This window comes from Streptomyces turgidiscabies Car8, from assembly GCF_000331005.1.
GTDB lineage: Bacteria > Actinomycetota > Actinomycetes > Streptomycetales > Streptomycetaceae > Streptomyces > Streptomyces turgidiscabies.
In genome coordinates this window covers 52,747-69,584 of the sequence record NZ_AEJB01000343.1, presented here as the reverse complement: position 1 = coordinate 69,584, position 16,838 = coordinate 52,747, and the positions used below count along the sequence as shown (strand labels likewise).

15 protein-coding genes and 1 pseudogene are annotated in these 16,838 nt (G+C 70.1%); 7 read left to right on the top strand and 9 right to left on the bottom strand.

All coding sequences use genetic code 11. The features are described from left to right. Positions 1-19: 19 nt before the first annotated feature. Complete coding sequence (locus STRTUCAR8_RS23310; RefSeq protein ID WP_044472719.1) at positions 20-190, bottom strand: hypothetical protein; 171 nt, start codon at positions 188-190, stop codon at positions 20-22. A gap of 232 nt (positions 191-422) precedes the next feature. On the opposite strand from STRTUCAR8_RS23310, the gene STRTUCAR8_RS23305 reads away from it, so the two are divergent. After that, positions 423-839, top strand: a complete 417-nt coding sequence (locus tag STRTUCAR8_RS23305) for an ATP-binding protein (protein WP_006378376.1) — start codon at positions 423-425, stop codon at positions 837-839. 3 nt (positions 840-842) lie between these two features. On the opposite strand, the gene STRTUCAR8_RS23300 is transcribed toward STRTUCAR8_RS23305, so the two are convergent. The 4 genes from STRTUCAR8_RS23300 to STRTUCAR8_RS23285 all read right to left on the bottom strand — a co-directional run bounded on the left by STRTUCAR8_RS23300 (position 843) and on the right by STRTUCAR8_RS23285 (position 3,115). Then, positions 843-1,607, bottom strand: a complete 765-nt coding sequence (locus STRTUCAR8_RS23300; RefSeq protein WP_006378350.1) for a restriction endonuclease — start codon at positions 1,605-1,607, stop codon at positions 843-845. Continuing rightward, entirely contained in the window at positions 1,604-1,888 is a 285-nt protein-coding gene (locus STRTUCAR8_RS52605) for a hypothetical protein (protein WP_206742940.1), read from the bottom strand. The genes STRTUCAR8_RS23300 and STRTUCAR8_RS52605 overlap by 4 nt, the downstream gene beginning before the upstream one ends. 142 nt (positions 1,889-2,030) lie before the next feature. Next, the gene (locus STRTUCAR8_RS23290; RefSeq protein WP_006378394.1) at positions 2,031-2,699 is read right to left on the bottom strand and encodes a response regulator; all 669 of its coding nucleotides are present in this window, start codon (positions 2,697-2,699) and stop codon (positions 2,031-2,033) included. Next, the gene (locus tag STRTUCAR8_RS23285; protein ID WP_006378389.1) at positions 2,696-3,115 is read right to left on the bottom strand and encodes an ATP-binding protein; all 420 of its coding nucleotides are present in this window, start codon (positions 3,113-3,115) and stop codon (positions 2,696-2,698) included. The genes STRTUCAR8_RS23290 and STRTUCAR8_RS23285 overlap by 4 nt, the downstream gene beginning before the upstream one ends. A gap of 115 nt (positions 3,116-3,230) precedes the next feature. Here STRTUCAR8_RS23285 and STRTUCAR8_RS23280 point away from each other — a divergent pair, with 115 nt between their 5' ends. Together STRTUCAR8_RS23280 and STRTUCAR8_RS23275 are read left to right on the top strand one after the other, a co-directional pair. Next, positions 3,231-4,286: a PD40 domain-containing protein gene (locus tag STRTUCAR8_RS23280; protein ID WP_078507283.1), complete on the top strand. Its 1,056-nt coding sequence runs from the start codon at positions 3,231-3,233 to the stop codon at positions 4,284-4,286. Next, positions 4,286-6,331, top strand: a complete 2,046-nt coding sequence (locus STRTUCAR8_RS23275) for a TolB-like translocation protein (RefSeq protein WP_006378356.1) — start codon at positions 4,286-4,288, stop codon at positions 6,329-6,331. Before STRTUCAR8_RS23280 ends, STRTUCAR8_RS23275 begins: the two co-directional genes overlap by 1 nt. A 361-nt stretch (positions 6,332-6,692) precedes the next feature. Here the strand turns inward: STRTUCAR8_RS23275 and STRTUCAR8_RS56000 are convergent. Further along, positions 6,693-6,858, bottom strand: a pseudogene (locus STRTUCAR8_RS56000) (IS110 family transposase); the annotation flags it as partial. Positions 6,859-7,144: 286 nt separating this feature from the next. Here STRTUCAR8_RS56000 and STRTUCAR8_RS23270 point away from each other — a divergent pair. Beyond that, positions 7,145-8,905, top strand: coding sequence for a S8 family peptidase (locus STRTUCAR8_RS23270; RefSeq protein WP_006378380.1), 1,761 nt, complete (start codon positions 7,145-7,147; stop codon positions 8,903-8,905). A 280-nt stretch (positions 8,906-9,185) separates the two neighbouring features. On the opposite strand, the gene STRTUCAR8_RS23265 is transcribed toward STRTUCAR8_RS23270, so the two are convergent. The 3 genes from STRTUCAR8_RS23265 to STRTUCAR8_RS23255 all read right to left on the bottom strand — a co-directional run bounded on the left by STRTUCAR8_RS23265 (position 9,186) and on the right by STRTUCAR8_RS23255 (position 12,983). Then, positions 9,186-10,076 (bottom strand): geranyl diphosphate 2-C-methyltransferase, encoded by an 891-nt coding sequence (locus STRTUCAR8_RS23265; RefSeq protein ID WP_006378361.1) that lies wholly within the window; start codon positions 10,074-10,076, stop codon positions 9,186-9,188. 30 nt (positions 10,077-10,106) lie between these two features. Next, a complete protein-coding gene (locus tag STRTUCAR8_RS23260) occupies positions 10,107-11,471 on the bottom strand; it encodes a family 2 encapsulin nanocompartment cargo protein terpene cyclase (protein ID WP_006378372.1) in 1,365 nt (454 codons plus the stop codon). A 102-nt stretch (positions 11,472-11,573) separates the two neighbouring features. Further along, a complete protein-coding gene (locus tag STRTUCAR8_RS23255) occupies positions 11,574-12,983 on the bottom strand; it encodes a family 2B encapsulin nanocompartment shell protein (protein WP_006378390.1) in 1,410 nt (469 codons plus the stop codon). Positions 12,984-13,838: 855 nt separating this feature from the next. Here STRTUCAR8_RS23255 and STRTUCAR8_RS23250 point away from each other — a divergent pair. From STRTUCAR8_RS23250 to STRTUCAR8_RS48780, 3 genes are read left to right on the top strand one after another with little or no spacing between them, the layout of a single operon-like run. Then, entirely contained in the window at positions 13,839-15,101 is a 1,263-nt protein-coding gene (locus STRTUCAR8_RS23250; RefSeq protein WP_006378375.1) for an acyl-CoA dehydrogenase family protein, read from the top strand. Then, a complete protein-coding gene (locus STRTUCAR8_RS23245; protein WP_006378365.1) occupies positions 15,098-15,973 on the top strand; it encodes an SCO6745 family protein in 876 nt (291 codons plus the stop codon). The genes STRTUCAR8_RS23250 and STRTUCAR8_RS23245 overlap by 4 nt, the downstream gene beginning before the upstream one ends. Positions 15,974-16,022: 49 nt before the next feature. Next, positions 16,023-16,646 (top strand): nuclear transport factor 2 family protein, encoded by a 624-nt coding sequence (locus STRTUCAR8_RS48780; protein WP_006378352.1) that lies wholly within the window; start codon positions 16,023-16,025, stop codon positions 16,644-16,646. Positions 16,647-16,838: the final 192 nt, after the last annotated feature.

Sequence of the window (16,838 nt, the reverse complement as noted above, 5' to 3'; positions counted from 1 at the left end):
TGGGCGCTATGGCCGCGATCTACCAGCGATACCAGCGGCCTCGCTTTCCGCCCGCTCCGGTGGAGCGAGCGAGGAATCCGACCAGCCAGATCACCAGGACGATCACGGCGATCCACCACAGTGCCTTCAGGGCGAACCCGGCACCGAAGAGGATCAGGGCGAGAAGCAGAACGAGTATCAGGGGAACCATTGTTATCAACCTCCGTTCCGCCGTGTGCCCCGTCATGATCTGCGCACACGCAGGAATTTATCTGTTTCTTATTCGCCGCTCGGGGCATCCGGCTTGACTGCCCTCGGTCAGGCTCGCGCAGCAGGCGCGCGGCACGCGCACGGCAAGGGGTCGGCCGCCGGACGTCTGGGATCGCTGCTGGTGGGCACGCGATATGTACGAGTTGAGCGCGGATGACAGAAAGGGGAAGTCGGTGGTGATCAAGGCGATGGGCTGGGCGCATTCGTTTCCCGCCTCAGGAGGCGTACGTGCCGGTCGGCACTGGGCGCGAAGCCAGTTGGAGTCGCTGCCCTGGACCGCCGACGAGCCCGAGACGGTGGACGCCGTCGTCCTGACGGTGTCCGAACTGCTCACCAACGCACATGTCCACGCGCACAGTGACGCCCGTCTGATCCTCACCTGGGACGGCGACTGCCTCCATGTGAACGTCCATGACGAGGACCCGACCCTGCCGAGCCAGCGGGACCCGCAGCCCGGCGAGACCTCCGGCCGCGGAGTGGGGATCGTACGGATGCTCGCCGACGAGTTGCAGATGAAGTGTCAGCGGCACGGCAAGACGGTCTCGGCGTGCTTCCGCCCGGCCGGCGCGGACCGGCCGGGCGAAGACTGAGCGTCACCCGGTCCCGGCCGCCGAGTCGTCCCGAGTGAGCTGAGTGCCCTGGGCGATCTCCCAGGGCTCGGGCCCGGTGCCGTCCGTCCATGCCTGGAGGGACTCCCGGTCCATGCAGACGATCCCGCACCGGTCGGCGTACTCCAGCGCCGGTGCGGTGAAGTCGCTCGTGGTGACCAGCGCGGCGATGTCGGCCTCGTGGACGGTGAAGCACGTACCGCCGAAGCGCTGAAGGTCCTGGGAGCCGACGCGGTTCGAGTCGCCGTACCGCTTGCACTGGATGACCACGCGACGCCCGTCGGGGGTCACGGCCAGGACATCGGCGCCGAGGTCCCCGGCTCCGCCCACGACCTCGACGGCAGAGCAGCCGTCGCGTTCGCACAGGGCGGCGATCGCCTCCTCGAACTCCTCCGGCGTCAGTGCGGTGTGGTCGACGGTGATGGCGGTGGCCGGGCGCTGGCGGGGAATCGTCAGAGACTCCAGTTCGCCTGCGGCCTCCCTCGCCGCATGGTCGAGGGCCGCTGCCGCCCGGCGCGCCGCTCTCGCCACGTGTATCCGGCGGCGCATGCCCACGAAGCCCGCGACACCCATGACGAATAAGACGAACACCCAGGCGGGACGCCGCTCGACGGCGCCGGCCATCATGCGGGCCGCGAAGCCCAGGACCGTCATGATCATGGCGAGGAAGACGAAGAACAGGGCGGTCGAGCGGAGGTCGAACCCGGCCCGGCGGTTCGCAGACGATGTACGACGCGTGGTCGCGGTCACGTATGCCCTCTCAAGGAGTCGATGGGGAAGATCACTTCCCGCATCTGCCCAAGATCGAGTTCTTCATCGTCTTCGTCGTCTTCGTCGTTCAGCCGGGTGAACCGGATGAAATGGTCGGGACGGGGCAGAAGAAGCGGATGGCTGATCTTTCGGAGTTGCTGCAGCAGGGCATGCGCCGTCGTCACCTGAACGCGCAGGGCCTCGCCACACGAACCGGTATCCGCACCCCCCCGCATCCGGGTCTTCGCCCAGGACGGGGCACGCGGGCCGGTCCATCCCACGCGAGCGGAACTGGCCGAACTCGCCGCCGCCCTGGCCCTGCCCCTGCCCGACGTACTCGCCGCCGCCCGTACTCCCGAGGCGGCGCCGTCACCCTGACGGGGCGAGCACCGCGCCGAAGTCGTCGCCCTGGTGGCGGGCGCGCTACGACCTGGCTCTGACCAGCCCGGCGTCGTACGCCGTGATCACTGCCTGGATACGGTCGCGGGCCCCGATCTTGGCGAGGACGCGGCCGACGTGTTTCTTCACGGTGGACTCGGTCAGGACGAGCCGTTCGGCGATCTCCGTGTTCGTCCAGCCCCGGCCGATGGCCACCAGGACCTCGCGTTCGCGGTCGCTGAGAGAACGCAGCCGGGGGTCCTCGGGCGCGGCGGCGCCGGCCGGCGCGAGGACCTGGTGGGCGTAGGCGTCCAGAAGTCGACGGGTCAGACGGGGGGCCACGACGGCGTCACCCGTGGCGACCGCCCGGATGCCGGCGACGAGTTCCTCCGGGCGGGAGTCCTTGAGCAGGAACCCGCTCGCGCCGGCCCGCAGCCCGTCGTAGGCGTACTCGTCGAGGTCGAAGGTGGTGACGATGAGGACGCGTGTGCGACCGCCCGTCGCGATGATGCGGCGGGTGGCCTCCAGGCCGTCCATGCCGGGCATACGGATGTCCATGAGGACGACGTCGGGACGGAGTTCGGCGGCCATCCGGACGGCCTCGGCGCCGTGTTCCGCCTCGCCGACCGGCTCCATGCCCGGGGTGCCCTCCAGGAGCATCCGGACGCCCATGCGCTGGAGGGGCTGGTCGTCGGCGATCAGAACGGTGGTCATCGCAGCGGTGCTCCTGGTGCTTCTGGTGCCGACTGGGCAGGCGCGGTGGGTACGTCGAGCACGACGTCCACGAGCCGGCCGTGGCCGGTGTCGCGCGGGCCGGCGATGACGGTGCCGCCGTACATGGCGGCCCGCTGGCGGATGCCGACGAGGCCGTGACCGGGGCCGCCGTCCTGTGCCGTCGGCTCGGGTGCCGGGGATGCCCCGGGGGGTGTGCCGGTGTCGGCGACCTTGATACGTACCTCTCCCGCCTCGGCGGCGAGGGTGACTTCGGCGGACGTGCCGGTTCCCGCGTGCTTGAGGGTGTTGGTCAGCGACTCCTGGACGATGCGGACGATTCTCGGCCACGTACGGCCGTTCCTGGACGAGCCTCTCCTCGCGGACGCGTGACCTTCCGTCCGGGTTGTACGCAACAAGGCCGATTGACCCTGTGGTAGTTGGTGCGTTTGCCTCGAAGGGAGCCCTCGGCGCGGGGCCGGGGGTCATGCGTCAAAGGGGAACACAAGGGGGAACATGTCCAAGGCTTCAGCCATGTCCGGCAGAGCTGTGACCGTGTCCGGCATTTCCTTGTCGACGGCGCTGCCGCTCGCGTTCACCGGAACGACCGCCGGTGCCGCGCGGCACGCGCCCCGGACGGAGCGGGTCAGCACCGCCGCCGACGGCACCCAGGGCGACGGCGCCTCCGGTGCGGCCGTCACCACGCCGAACGGCCGCTACACCGCGTTCCGTTCGTCGGCCACCAACCTCGTGCCCGAGGGGGTCACCCGCCCGGGCACCTACTCCTACGTCCGTGACCTGACAACCGGCGAGGTCACCAAGATCGAGCAGTCGGCGAGCACGCCCCGGCTCAGCGCCGACGGACGCTGGGCCACGTACACCGACTCGGGCAGCCGCAACATCAACGTCTCTCTGTCCGACCTGAGCACGGGCACCAGAATCCGGGTCGGGGCCCCCGACGGCCGGGACGCCGCGTCCTCACCGACCATCAGCGAGGACGGTCGCCACATCGCCTACCGGTGGCTCGGGCACCCTGAGTTCCCGACCCGCAACGACCTCTACGACCGTCTGACCGGCACCCGTGAGACCGTCAGCGCGGGCCCGCAGGACTCCAACCGGGACATGGACCGACCGTCGATCAGCGGCGACGGCCGCCGGGTCGCCCACCAGGACAACGGCACCGGTGACGTGTGGGACGCCGACCGCGTCACCGGCGCGCAGACCGAGGCCGACGACGGCACGCCCTCGACCGTGGTCCAGCTGAGCGCCAACGGCCGTGTCCTGGCGATGGATTCGGCCGACGGCTCCTGTGTACGGGACCTGCGCACGGGCCGCGTCCGGCACTTCCCCGGCGTCCGTGTCCTGGCCGTCAGCCCGGACGGGCAGCGGCTGTTGACGCGGGACGCGGACGCGAATCCGACCCTGCGCGGCCTGCGCGGCGGACGCGAGATCTCCGTCGGACGCGGCAGCGCCACCGCGGGCTCGGTCTCCGCCCACGGCCGCTCCGTCGTCTACTCCACGGAGGACGCGGACGTCGTCCCCGATGACACCAACGGTCTGTACGACGTCTTCCAACGGAGGTCACGCTGATGTTCCGCGCCTCAAGAGCCGTGCTCGGCACGGCGGTCGCGATCGCGCTCGCCTGGACGCCGGCGGCCGCCGCACCGGACCGGGGTCACCAGGGGCCCGACGAGCCCCGTACCGTGCGGGTGAGCACGGCCGCCGCCGACGGTCAGGCCGACGGACCGTCGAGCGGGGCCTCGATCAGCGCCGACGGCCGCCAGGTCGCGTTCACGTCCACCGCGCCGAGCCTCGGCTGCGAGCGCCTCTCGCCGTGCTTGTTCCTGAAGGACCTGACCGGCGGCGGCCTGACCAGGATCGACCTCGGCAGCGGCCACACTTACGACGCGCCGCTGTCCAGCGCCGACGGGAGCCGTGTCGCCTTCTCCGCCGGCACCCGCTTGCAGTCTCCTTACCTGTACGACAGTGCCACCGGCCGTTCGGAGCGGCTGTGGCCCGAAGACCCGCCCGGCTCGGCCGAGTTGGGCCGCGCCCAGTCGATCAGCCCCGACGGCACGCACGTCGCGTACACCGTCGGCGGCCGCAACGGAGGGCAGACCGCGCGGCTGCTGTACGTCCGGGACACGGAGACCGGCACCGAGGAGCTGATCTCGACCGCCGAGGAGGGCGACAAGAGCAAGGCCTCGGTGAGCGGTGACGGCAATCGGGTCGCCTACTCGGTCCAGGGGGACGTCGAGGGCGACGACCCGAACCACGTCTTCGTCAAGGACCGGGCGACGGGCCGGCGCATCCACGTCGACGCGGACCTCGGTGTCGCCCATCTGATCCGGATCACGGCGGACGGCCGCCGGGTCCTCCTCAACGCCAACACCGGGGTGTACGTCCACGACCTGAGCACGGGCACCTCGCGAAGGGTGGCCGACGGAACCGCCTCCTCGGCCACGGCGGACGGCCGGTACGCCGTCGTCACGGGCACGGACGGCGTGCGGGTGCGTGACCTGCGGACGGGGCTGCGAGGGGCCACCCTCTCGTGGACCGCCACCGTGATGGGCGACTCGCTGGCCGCCAAGGGACGTGTGGTGGCGTTCAGTTCGACGGAATCCCACCTGGTGCCGGGCGACACCAACCGGCAGTCGGACGTGTTCGCCTTCTCGGGCGGCCTCGGGAAGAACCCGGCCCCGATGCCGTCCGTCACCGAACGGCTCGGCGGACCGGCCGGGGCGTCCCACGACCCGGAGATGGATGAGCGCAAGCTCGTCACCTTCACCTCGGAGGGAGACGTCTTCATCAACGCGCCCCTCCGCGTCGTCCAGGTCAACTCTGACACGGAGAAGCCGTCGTCGGAGAGCACCCCCTGCTCCAACGGACGCATGGTGGGCTACCTGGTCCGGTCCGCCGCCGACGGCGCCCCGGAGGTCCACGTCCGCTACCGCTCAGTCGGCCAGGTCACCACCCTGGACTCCTACCAGGGGATCCGCTTTGCCTGGATGGGGCGGCCCCGGATCAGCCCCACCTGCCAGGGGGTCACCTACGCGGCGACCCTGCCCGCCACCGACGCCGACCCGGACCCGCAACCCCGCGTCTACCGCTTCAAGTTGGACGGCGGCACCACGGACGTGGTCAGCGCGCCCTCGGGCGGTCCGGCGGGCAACCCGTCCATCGACTACGACGGCCGGTACATCGCCTTCGAGCAGGGCGGCGACGTCTACGTCCGTGACCTGGACACCGGCGACCTGTCGAAGGTCGCGGTCGGCGCCTCGGCCCCCTCCCTCAGCGGCCGGACGATCGCCTTCCAGCAGGGCCGGTACGTCTGTGTCCGGGACCTCGACACCGGCACCACCACGGCCCGGGTCAGGGGCGCCCAGCCCTCGCTCTCCAGGCACGGCACAGAGTTCGCGTACACCTCGGGCAGTTCGGTGTACCTGCTCGAAATCGCCACGGGGAAGAGGCAGTTGGTCAGCGTCGATCGCTGGGGAGGCCGCAACGACCTCCCGGCCGGGCACCCCTCGGTCAACGCCGACGGCACGGTCGTCGCGTTCGAGTCGGCCTCACCCGATCTGGTGGAAGGGGACACGAACGGGGTGACGGACATCTTCCTGCGGACAGTGCGGTAGCAGGCGACAACCACCCCTGCCGGCCAGTAGGGGCCCCGGCAAAGGTGGTACTGCCTTCCAGACGGATCTGATCGAGGGGGAAGGCCCCGGAGAACAGGCGGTCGGTCAGGTTGGTCTCAGTCAGGACCAGGTGCGCAGCATCCACGCCCTGCACCGAGACGCCCGGTTGCGGGCCTGAGTTGGCCAGCAGGTCCTCACTCATGGCCGTGCCGTCCTGGGTGAAGGGTGTGGGCTGGGTGCTGACCGACGCAGAGGCGGTCAGCACCGCCTGGCTGAGGTCAACGGCCGCGTAACGCACCCGCACGGTTGCCGTCGACTCCCAGCGCGTCCGCTTGCGCACACTTCCCGCGCCGCTGTCGGGTGGCACGAGTTCGTAGGTCCGTCCATCGCGGCGGTGGGCCCAGAGGACGTTGAGGCGGCGGCGGGCCCGGGCGAGGACGGCCTGGATGTGACGCTCGCCTTCGGCTCGCTCGCGTTCGTAGAACCGGCGGGACTCGTCGCAGTGATCGGATGCTGAACAAGGCCGAGATGCCGAGCGCGCCGAGATCTTCGGCGGGACGGCGGCGCCAGGGCGCGGTCGACGTCGCCGAGCTTCCGGAGGGTCCCAGCACCCCGATTCCCGGTGTACGTCTCTTTTCAGCCATGTTCCTGTGGATTCCCTGTACGGAAAGGTACTTCCGTACGGGAGCATGCACCTGACATCTTGCATCCACCACTCGTTTCGTACGGCCAGGTCGTTGCCTCAGCGCGGCCGGGCCGTCTCCGGAGGACGCATTGATACCCCACATATCCAGCCGCCCCAGACGCACGCTGGTGCTGGCGGCCACGCTCGGCGCCGCCCTCGCGTTCGGTGCCCCGGGCGCCCTCGCGGGCACGCTGCCCGTCGCCCCCTCCACCTCGCCGGCCGCCAAGGCCCACGCTCCGGCCGCCGTACCGGCTGCCCAGAGTGCGGCCTGGGTGGCCGGCACCCGTGCCTACCTCGTGATCACCGCCCCCGGTGACAGCTCGGCGGTCCGCTCCGCGATCGAGGCCAACGGCGGAACCGTCTTCTCGAACTTCGACGCCATCGGCGTGATCGTCGCGCACTCGGCGTCCAGCGGATTCGCCGCCACCATGCGCGGCGTCACCGGCGTGCAGCAGGTCGGCGCCACGCGCACCTCGGACGTCCCGGCCGCCGCCTACAACCCGGCGCTCCCGGCCAGTCCGGCCCAGGCCTCGACCCCGGCCGGGGAACCGGTCCGCGCCGACATGAGCCAGATCAAGGCCGACCAGGCCTGGGCCGTGAACCCGGGCTCCGCCTCGGTCAAGGTCGGCATCCTGGACACCGGTGTGGACGACCAGCACCAGGACCTGGCGCCCAACTTCGACGCGGCCGACTCGGTCTCCTGCGCCTACGGCAAGACCGACACCCGTGTCGGCGCCTGGCGGGACGTCGACACGCACGGCACCCACGTGGCGGGCACCATCGCCGCGGCCAAGAACGGCAAGGGCGTCGTCGGCGTGGCACCCGGGGTGAAGATCGCCGCGGTCCGGGTCGCGGAGCCGGGCAACTCCTTCTTCTTCGCCGAGAACACCATCTGCGGCTTCGTGTGGGCCGGTGACCACGGCTTCAAGGTCACCAACAACAGCTATTACACGGACCCGTGGCAGTTCAACTGCCCGGACAACATCGACCAGGCCGCCATCATCGAGGGCGTCAAGCGCGCCCAGGAGTACGCCGAGAGCAAGGGCTCCCTCCAGATCGCCGCCGCGGGCAACGAGAACTACGACCTCGCCCACAAGACGACCGACTCCGCGAGCCCGAACGACTCGACGCCGGTCACCCGCACCATCACCAACGCCTGCCTCGACATCCCGACCGAACTGCCGGGCGTGGTCACGGTCGCGGCCAACGGCACGGGCGTCACCAAGGCCTCCTTCTCCAATTACGGGCAGGGCGTCATCGACGTCGCGGCGCCGGGCAGCAGCGTGTACTCCACCGTCCCCGGCGGCGGCTACGGCAGCAAGAGCGGCACCTCGATGGCCACCCCGCACGTGGTCGGCGTGGCGGCGCTCATCGCCAGCACCGACCCGGGCATCACCCCGGCGCAGATCCGCGCCAAGCTGGCCGCCCAGGCCAACGACATCGCCTGCCCCTCGGACAGTCGCTGCACGGGCACGACGGCCAACAACTCGTTCTTCGGCGAGGGACAGGTCGACGCCCTCAAGGCTGTCGGGACCACCCCGCCGCCCGGCAAGTACTTCGAGAACCTCGCGGACTTCGCCGTCAACGACAACGCGACCGTGGAGAGCCCGATCGCCGTCACCGGCGTGACCGGCAACGCCCCGGCCACCCTCAAGGTGGGTGTGGACATCAAGCACACCTACATCGGTGACCTGAAGGTCGACCTGGTGGCGCCGGACGGCACTGTCTACGCGCTGCACAACCACACCGGCGGCAGCACCGACAACATCGCCCAGACCTACACCGTGAACGCCTCCTCGGAGGTCGCCAACGGCACCTGGAAGCTGCGCGTCAACGACAACGCCGCCTCCGACACGGGCAAGATCGACGCCTGGAACCTGACCTTCTAGCGCAGGGCCCGGCAACGCCCGTACAGCACGCACTGCGCTCTGTTCGGCCAGGGCTGCGAACTCCCGGACGGCAGAGGGCAGAGGGCATAGGGGCCTCGGCGGCGGTGTACGCCGCGTCGGGGCCCCTGTGCCGGAGGCTCGGAGTTGCAGGGCCGTGTCCGCGCCGACCGTTGAGGGCGGACGCTGGAAATGAGAGTGCGAGTCCAGCGACGACGTCCATCGGCTGGGGTCGCCGACTGAGGTTGTCCGTCAGACCGTGCACGCTGCGACTGGCAGAAGGTCAGACTCGGTCGGCGGCGATGAGGACGTACTGGAAGGACCCGTCCTTGTAGGAGTTGATGAACGCCTCCTCAATTCCCGTCACCAGTGAAGACGTTGCCCGCAGTTCCCAGTAGGGCAGAGTGTCGGGCGTGAGATCGATGACCGCCTGAGGCACCAGGCGATTGTCCGCCATGGCACGCAGGTACTCCCGGCGTGAGTGGATGTTGCACTCGAAGTGCGCGTTGATCTGGGAGACCCACTTCGAAGGCTGGCCGTACCGCGGGTTCCAGCAGCCCGTGATGGTCACGTAGCGACCGCCGACCTCGAGGACGCGGGAGTGTTCCGCGAAGAGGTCCTGCAGGTCGACGTACATGCTCGACTCGTTGTTCCACGAGGCGGCTGCCTGCCCGGTCTCGAAGGGTGTGGAGAGCATGTTGCAGACGCGGGCGCGGACATGGTCCTGGATACGGAGTTCGCGGGCACGCCGGTTGGCGAAGTCGGCCTGCTTGGCCGACAGCGTGACCCCTTCGACCTTGCATCCGAAGCGTTGGTGCGCCATCACCATCGACCCGCCGCGCCCGCAGCCGGCGTCCACCAGGGTGTCGTCCCGCCCGATGTCGCCGAGGTGCTCCAGGAGGAGATCGGCCTGAGCCGACTCCAGGCGGTGGAGCTCGGCGATCAGCTTCTTCTCGCTCTCGCTGTCCTCGGCGTCGCCGAGTGCGGAGTGGTCGACCTCACCGATGCCGTAGTGGTGGTGGTAGAGACCGTCGACATCACCGAGACGCAGGTTCACGGGCCGGGCCTCCCCGTCCCAGTAGCGGGCGATGTCTCCCTGGTAGGGAGACGCCGGGCCGGGGATACGCAGAGGGGCGTCGGTGGTGGTGCGTTCGGGGCTGGTCGTGCTGGTCACAGATGAGTCCAATCTTCTTACCGGAAGTCGTTACCAGAAGTCGGGCAGGCTGTAGCGATAGGTGTTGGTTCGGTGCCAGTGGTGGTTTCCGTCGACCCAAGCGGCAACGCCCCGAAGGAAGCGCTGCACGGTCGGGACGGGGCAATCGGCGGCCAGGGCCGCGGAGTTGGTCTCGAAGTCGTGCATGAGGTCGTTGTGGACCTCGATCGACTTCAGGTAGGCGTCCCGGTCGGAGAGACCCTCACGTTCGGCGATCACGACGGGCAGGTTCAGGTGCCGGCCCGGAGCGTCGAGTTCCTTCGTGTACGAGTACAGGTCGTTCACGATGGTCGTCGCGTTCCCCGCGAGTGCGATGACCTTCTGCATGGCGGCCTGGGCATGCAGGTCTGTCGGCAGTTCGTAGCCGCCGATGGTGTCGGTGATGGTCGGGCAGGGGCGGAAGTTGTTGAACTGGCGCATCGCCAGGTACTCCCACACCTCGGGTACGTGGTCCAGCTGCGCCCAGGCGGCTTCGGCGAGATACCCCAGGTGCAGCCGGGCCATGTCGTGCCGGAACCGGTCGCTCTGCGAGGGGCTGGCCACCTGGACGAAGTAGTTCATGGCGGAGCGGTAGGCACGCCGGGGCGCGTCAGCGTGGAGCGACTTCGCCCACTGCCCCTGGTACTCCTCCGTCGTGTACAGGGGGTCGAGCGCCGTGTGCGCCAGCAGAAGGCGTTCGCCGAGGCCGACGGGCGAACCCCCGTGGTCCTCGCAGTAGTAGTCGTCCACCGCGTTCTCCGCCACCATCAGTCGGGTGGCGATCATCAGGTGGTCGACGGTGGGCGCGTCGGGATGACAGCCGACCATGTAACGGCCCACGGAGAAGCCGTCGAACTGCTCCGCCAGGTCCTCGGGATACAGGGAGACCTCGTCCAGCGCCCAGGACTTGATCCTTCGGCTGACCTCTTCGACCCGCACCGGGTCGGGCTCGGCCACCTGGTGGTGGTAGAGGCCCGGGATGGGGTTGCCTTCCGCCGAAGCCGCCAACGGCTCCGCAGGTGTGGACAGTTGCTCCCGAAGGACCAGGCGCAGGTCCGCCGTCCCCAGGCCGCTGGGGCCGCGCAGGATCCGTTCCAGGCCGAGGATCGGCGTCGGCCCGACGGCTGTCGGCGCCGGAGGTACGACGGCCGACGGTACGGCGACTGTCGGCACCGCGGCTGTCGGGGCAACGGGGGGAGGCGGCGCCGGCACCGAAAGCGCGGACGGGGCCGGCGAGGACAGCTCACCGGGTGAGCCGCCGGTGACAGTCCTGATGTCGCAGGCACGGGCCGCGGCTTCAGCCAGGACCTGCGCCCCGACGCGGGCAGCGGCCGACGGCAGGCTCGACTGTGGGGATGTCGGCTCGGGCGCGGGCATCGATGGCTCCTTGGTGGGGTGGGCGGCTGTCCTGGGACCTGCCAGGCATGGGCGGGCCTGCTCGGCGGGTCCGGGGTCCCATTGCCTCGCAGGCCGGGCCCGCTACCTGGGCCGGCGGGCGATCTGCACGTTCTCCAGCACGCCTACCGCGTCCGGCACGAGGATGGCGGCCGAGTAGTAGGTGCTGACGAGGTAGGAGGTGACCGCCTGCTCGTTGACGCCCATGAACCGGACGGACAGACCCGGTTCGTACTCGTCCGGCAAGCCCGTTTGATGAAGGCCGATGACGCCCTGGTTGTCCTCACCGGTACGCATGATGAGGATCGAGCTCGTCATCTCCCTCGTGACGGGGATCTTGTCGCAGGGAAGGATGGGAACCCCGCGCCAGGCCGGGACCTGCTGACCACCGAGGTCGACATGGTCCGGATACAGCCCGCACGCGCTGAACTCACGCCCGATCGCCGCGATGGTCCTGGGGTGCGCGAGATAGAACTTGGACCCTCGTCGGCGGCAGAGCAGCTCGTCCATGTCGTCCGGGGTCGGCGGCCCGGAGTGCGTCTGGATGCGCTGCTTGAAGTCGGCGTTGTGGAGCAGCCCGAACTCCCTGTTGTTGATCAGCTCATGCTCCTGGCGCTCACGCAACGCCTCGATGGTGAGCCTGAGTTGCTCCTTGGTCTGGTTCATCGGCCCGTTGTAGAGGTCGGCGACCCTCGTGTGGATCCGCAGAATGGTCTGCGCGACCGACAGTTCGTACTCGCGCGGCTTCAGCTCGTAGTCGACGAACGCGCCGGGCAGGTCGTGCTCGCCGGTGTGGCCGGCCGACATCGCGATCTCCGCCTCGCCGCGGTGGTTCTGCCGTTGACGGGGAAGGGACTTGAACTCCTCGATGTGGTCCTGGAGGCCCGGCGCCATGGACAGGACGGCGTCGAAGTCGGCGCGCGACAGGGTGAGCAGGGTGCCCGAGGTCACGGCGGTGGCGGTGTGCTCCCACGGGGCGCTCCCGTTCAGCAGGGCGTGGTCGCCGAACCGGTCGCCGTTGGCGAGTACGTCCAGGGCGACCTCGTCGCCGTACCCGCCGACCGAGGTCCGGCGGATGCGGCCGTGGGCGATCAGGTGGAGGCGGTCCGCGGGCGCACCGCGTTCCACCAGCGTCTCACCGACCCGGAAGTCGCGTTGGACGCACCGATCGGCGAGGGCGGTCAGCACCTCCACGTCGTCGAAGCCGCGCAGCAGGGCCAGTTCACCGAGTTCGTGCGGGATCACCCGGACGTCGGCGCCGTCCTGGACGAACTCCACGCTCCCGTCGCCGACGGTGTAGCTCAGGCGACGGTTCACCCGGTAGGCCCCGCCCTTGGTCTCCACCCAGGGGAGCATCCGCAGCAGCCAGCGGGAGGTGATCTCCTGCATCTGCGGCGCGGACTTGGTGGTGGTGGCGAGGTTGCGGGCCGCCGCCGTGCCGAGGGACTGCCGGGGTGGCTCCGGCCGCGCATCCGGGATCGTGTCAACAGTCATCGGGCGAGCTCTCCTTGCTCAGGGCGGTGATGACACCTGCGTGGGCGCATCGGACCAAGCAGGAGAAAAGGGGGTTTTCAAGGGGGAATCCGTCCAGACCCAGGTGAACAGTAGTGGCCGCTTCGTCCTGTGGACCAAGGGAAGTCGGCGACATTAACTCGATGCGATGATCGCGCCCGCGCGATGTTTGCCCGGGTGACGGCGGGATTCGTCCCTGTTTGGGTGACGGTGCGTCGGAGACGCGACAGGAGTCCGACGAAGCCATCGGGTTGCCGGAGTGCGGGACGCGGTGCTGCGCACGGGCCGGGTCGACGCGTGCTCGCGTCTCGCACCGAGCGGCGACACAAGCGGCGACGCGCCGGGACCAGGGCGCCTGTGCGCGTCGGCCTGACTCGGCTGCGGACGTCCCTGACGTCGTCGGAACACTTCAGCAAGGACCCGCGAGATCGTCAAGGGGACTCAGGCGTATGGCATATGACGAGACGTCAGGAGTGCGAGGCGGCTCGCGCATGATGTTCACGCCAGGTCGGCCCTCGGCACTCCCGTGCCCGAATGTCTCGTTCCGTTTCACCCTCATGCGGGGGTACCGGGCGGGACGGGTTGCGGTCATGGTGGGACCCATCGAGAAGAGTTCGTGACCCGACCCGGCCAAGACGCACTGCGTATTCGAACCACTATTCGTTCCCCAGGCAGGAACTCCGCAGGGGATTCTGGCCAGGGGCTGGGCCGGCAGGCCCCCTTCATGTTCCAAGGGCCGAGGCGCGAGGCCCCTACCGCTCCCTCCGCCCCGAGGTTCTGCCGCCCTGTACAGCCGCTGTGCGCAAGCGCGTTCGCACGCCCAGAGAGGCACTTCCGATGGATTTCTCCTATTCACCGAGGCTCGTCCGGCTGAAGGAAAGCGCTGTCGATCTCGCACAGAGGATCGCGGCCTACGAGGACGAGTGCGAGACGTCGGGCGGTCTCGGCCCCGAGAGCCGCGCCGCCCTGCGCCGGATCGTGCTGGACAGCGGTCTGCAGGCGATGAACGCGCCGGTCGAGTGGGGTGGCGCGGGACTGAGCTGGACCGAACAGGTCACCGTGGAAGAGGAGTTGGGGACGCTCACCAACGGACTGTGGGCGGCGGTGTGGCGCCCCACCGCCGCGGCCCTGCTGGCCTCGACACCCGAGCAGCGGGAACGCTATCTGTTCCCGGAGAACCGCGGCGAACGGTTCGGGGCCCGGGCCATCACCGAACCCGAGGCGGGCTCCGATCCCCGGCGGATCGCGACCGTGGCACAGCGGACGCCCGGCGGGTACCGCATCACGGGCGAGAAGTGGTTCGTGACCATGGGCGATGTCGCCGACTACCTGATGGTGCTGGCTGTGGTGCAGCCCGACGCCGCTCCCACGATGTTCCTCGTCGACAAGGACGCGCCCGGTGTGCGGCTCCTCGAAACCCCGCGCTACTCCCACAACTTCGCCTACGAGCACCCGCACTTCGCCCTGGACGGCGTCGAGGTCGGTGAGGACGCCGTCCTCGGCTCGGTCGGCGACGGGCTCGCGCTGGTACAGGCGACGTTCTTCGAGGAACGGGTGCTGGTCGCGGCGCACGCGGTGGGCGCCGCCGAGCGTGCCCTGCGGCTGGCCGCCGACTGGGCGCGCGAGCGTGTGCAGGGCGGAAAGCCCATCATCAGGCACCAGTTGATCCAGGCCATGCTGGCGGACTCCGCGACGGACATCGCCGTCAACCGCATGCTGGTCTACCGGGTCGCGTGGGAGATCGACCAGGGCGGGGACCCCAAGACACTCAACGCGAAGGTGGCCATGGCCAAGGTGTCGGCCACGGAGGCCGCGGGACGGGTCGTGGACAGGGCGGTGCAGATCTTCGGAGGACGCGGTTTCATCCGGGACAACCCGGTGGAGCGTCTCTACCGGGATGTGCGCGTCGACAGGATCTGGATGGGCACCTCCGAGGTCCAGCGGCTGATGATCGCCAACGAGATCGACAAGCGCGGGCTGCCCGGCCTGCTGCACTTCCCGGCGGCACCGCCGGACGCACCCGACCCGGCCGGTGCGGCGGACACCCCGGTCTCCGTGGCCGACGCCGTCGAGCCGCACTTGGAAGGGGCCTCCCGGTGAGCGCGCCGACCGTGGCGCGCCGGGACCCCGCGCGCGTGCTGCACGACGTCCTGGAGCCGTATCACGCGGTGGTGTACTACGCGCCCCAGGTCTACGAGGCCTTCCGGGGTGTCGGACTGAGCGGCACCTGGCGTGGCTACTTCGGCGGTCGCGCGGCACCGCTCGGCGCGGTCACCGAGCCGGTGGTCACCGCCGCGTTCTACCATTTCCGGCCGAGTGTGGTCGCCGCGACAGTCCCGGCGGTGTGGGAGAAGGCGGCGCCCGAGAAGGTGCTGGCCGCGCGGCTGGCCGGAGTCGACGCGGCACTGCGCGCGGTACTGGACGACGTGCTCGACGGGCCGGAACTCGCCGAGGCAGCGTCACTCGCGACGGACGCCGCCGGGGCGTGCACCGTGCCCGGACGGCCACTCGGTGCCGCGAACGCCGCCCTCGAACCCTCGTCGGTACCGCATCTCGCGCTGTGGCAGGCGGCGACCACGCTGCGGGAGTTCCGCGGCGACGGGCATGTCGCCGCGCTGACGCACGCCGGGTTCGACGGTGTCGAGGCGCTGGTGAGCATCACCGCGGCCGGCGGCGAGGTCCGGGAGGACATCCAGGCCAGGCGCGGCTGGACCGACGAGGAGTGGGCCGAAGGCGAGCGCAGGCTGCGCGAGCGCGGCCTGCTGGACGCCGACGGGGAACTCACCCCCGAGGGGCGTTCGGCGCGGAACACGGTCGAGGAGCTCACCGACCGGTTCGCCGCCGCACCCTGGAACGCCCTGGGCCCCGCGGGCACCCGTCGCCTCCACACTCTGCTCCGGCCCATCGGTGAACGCGTCATCAAGGGGTTCCGGCTGCCGCTGCCCGTACCCACGGACTCCTACGACAGCTGACCCCGGCACCCCCTCCAGGACGACGTCCCCGACCCGCTTGGCGGAGCACGTGACAGACCTGACCGATCTGACCTCGCCCCACCCCCTGAACACCACCACCGAACTCCCGAACGCATCCGGCATCCCGGAAGGCACCGACCGTGCGGGCGAGCACGCGCCGCCCGCCCACCCGCACGGGTTCGCGGTGGCGACCCCGCCGTACGCAGTCCTCGCGGACGACGAGCACGGTCTGCGGGACCGGATGGATCTGCGGCAACTCGTCGACACCTACGCCTACGCCCTCGACCGGCGGATGACGGAGCTGTTCGCGTCCCTGTTCGGTGAGGGTGGCCAGCTGGTACTCATGCGGCCGCCGGGCAGCCTTCGGGCGCCGTACGTACTCGACGGGCGCGACGGCTGGGCGAAGGCGCTGGCCGTGCTGGATCCGTGCCGGGTCACCACGCACTTCGTCGGCAACCACCTGGTCCGGCTCGCCGGAGACAGTGCGACGGGGGAGACCTACTGCCTGGCGCACGAGATCTACCCCGCCGACGGGGCGGACCGGATACGGGTCCGGTCCATCCGCTACCACGACTCCTACCGCCGTACGAACGGTTCCTGGCTCTTCGCCCGCCGGGAACTGACCATCGACTGGACCGAGGACCGCGACCTCTGTTACCCCTCGGGCCCCTAGGACCGGGCGTCGCATTCGCCTGTGCCCGGCGACGCCACGCCCCCGCGCTCGCCCGCATCGGACGCGATTCGACGACAGGCGGGCCCACAGGCCGCCCTCGACCGCCCGCGCCGCTCCCCTCCCGGCCGGCGCGGGCCCCCGCTCATCCTCCCCAGCACCGCGGCTGCCACCGGCGCGCTCGCGGCGGAACGA

Bases quoted from the DNA above. Each gene is read 5' to 3' on its own strand.
- STRTUCAR8_RS23255 (WP_006378390.1), bottom strand. From the start codon at position 12,983: ATGACTGTTGACACGATCCCGGATGCGCGGCCGGAGCCACCCCGGCAG.
- STRTUCAR8_RS23260 (WP_006378372.1), bottom strand. From the start codon at position 11,471: ATGCCCGCGCCCGAGCCGACATCCCCACAGTCGAGCCTGCCGTCGGCC.
- STRTUCAR8_RS23310 (WP_044472719.1), bottom strand. From the start codon at position 190: ATGGTTCCCCTGATACTCGTTCTGCTTCTCGCCCTGATCCTCTTCGGT.
- STRTUCAR8_RS23250 (WP_006378375.1), top strand. From the start codon at position 13,839: ATGGATTTCTCCTATTCACCGAGGCTCGTCCGGCTGAAGGAAAGCGCT.
- STRTUCAR8_RS23275 (WP_006378356.1), top strand. From the start codon at position 4,286: ATGTTCCGCGCCTCAAGAGCCGTGCTCGGCACGGCGGTCGCGATCGCG.
- STRTUCAR8_RS23280 (WP_078507283.1), top strand. From the start codon at position 3,231: ATGTCCGGCAGAGCTGTGACCGTGTCCGGCATTTCCTTGTCGACGGCG.
- STRTUCAR8_RS23290 (WP_006378394.1), bottom strand. From the start codon at position 2,699: ATGACCACCGTTCTGATCGCCGACGACCAGCCCCTCCAGCGCATGGGC.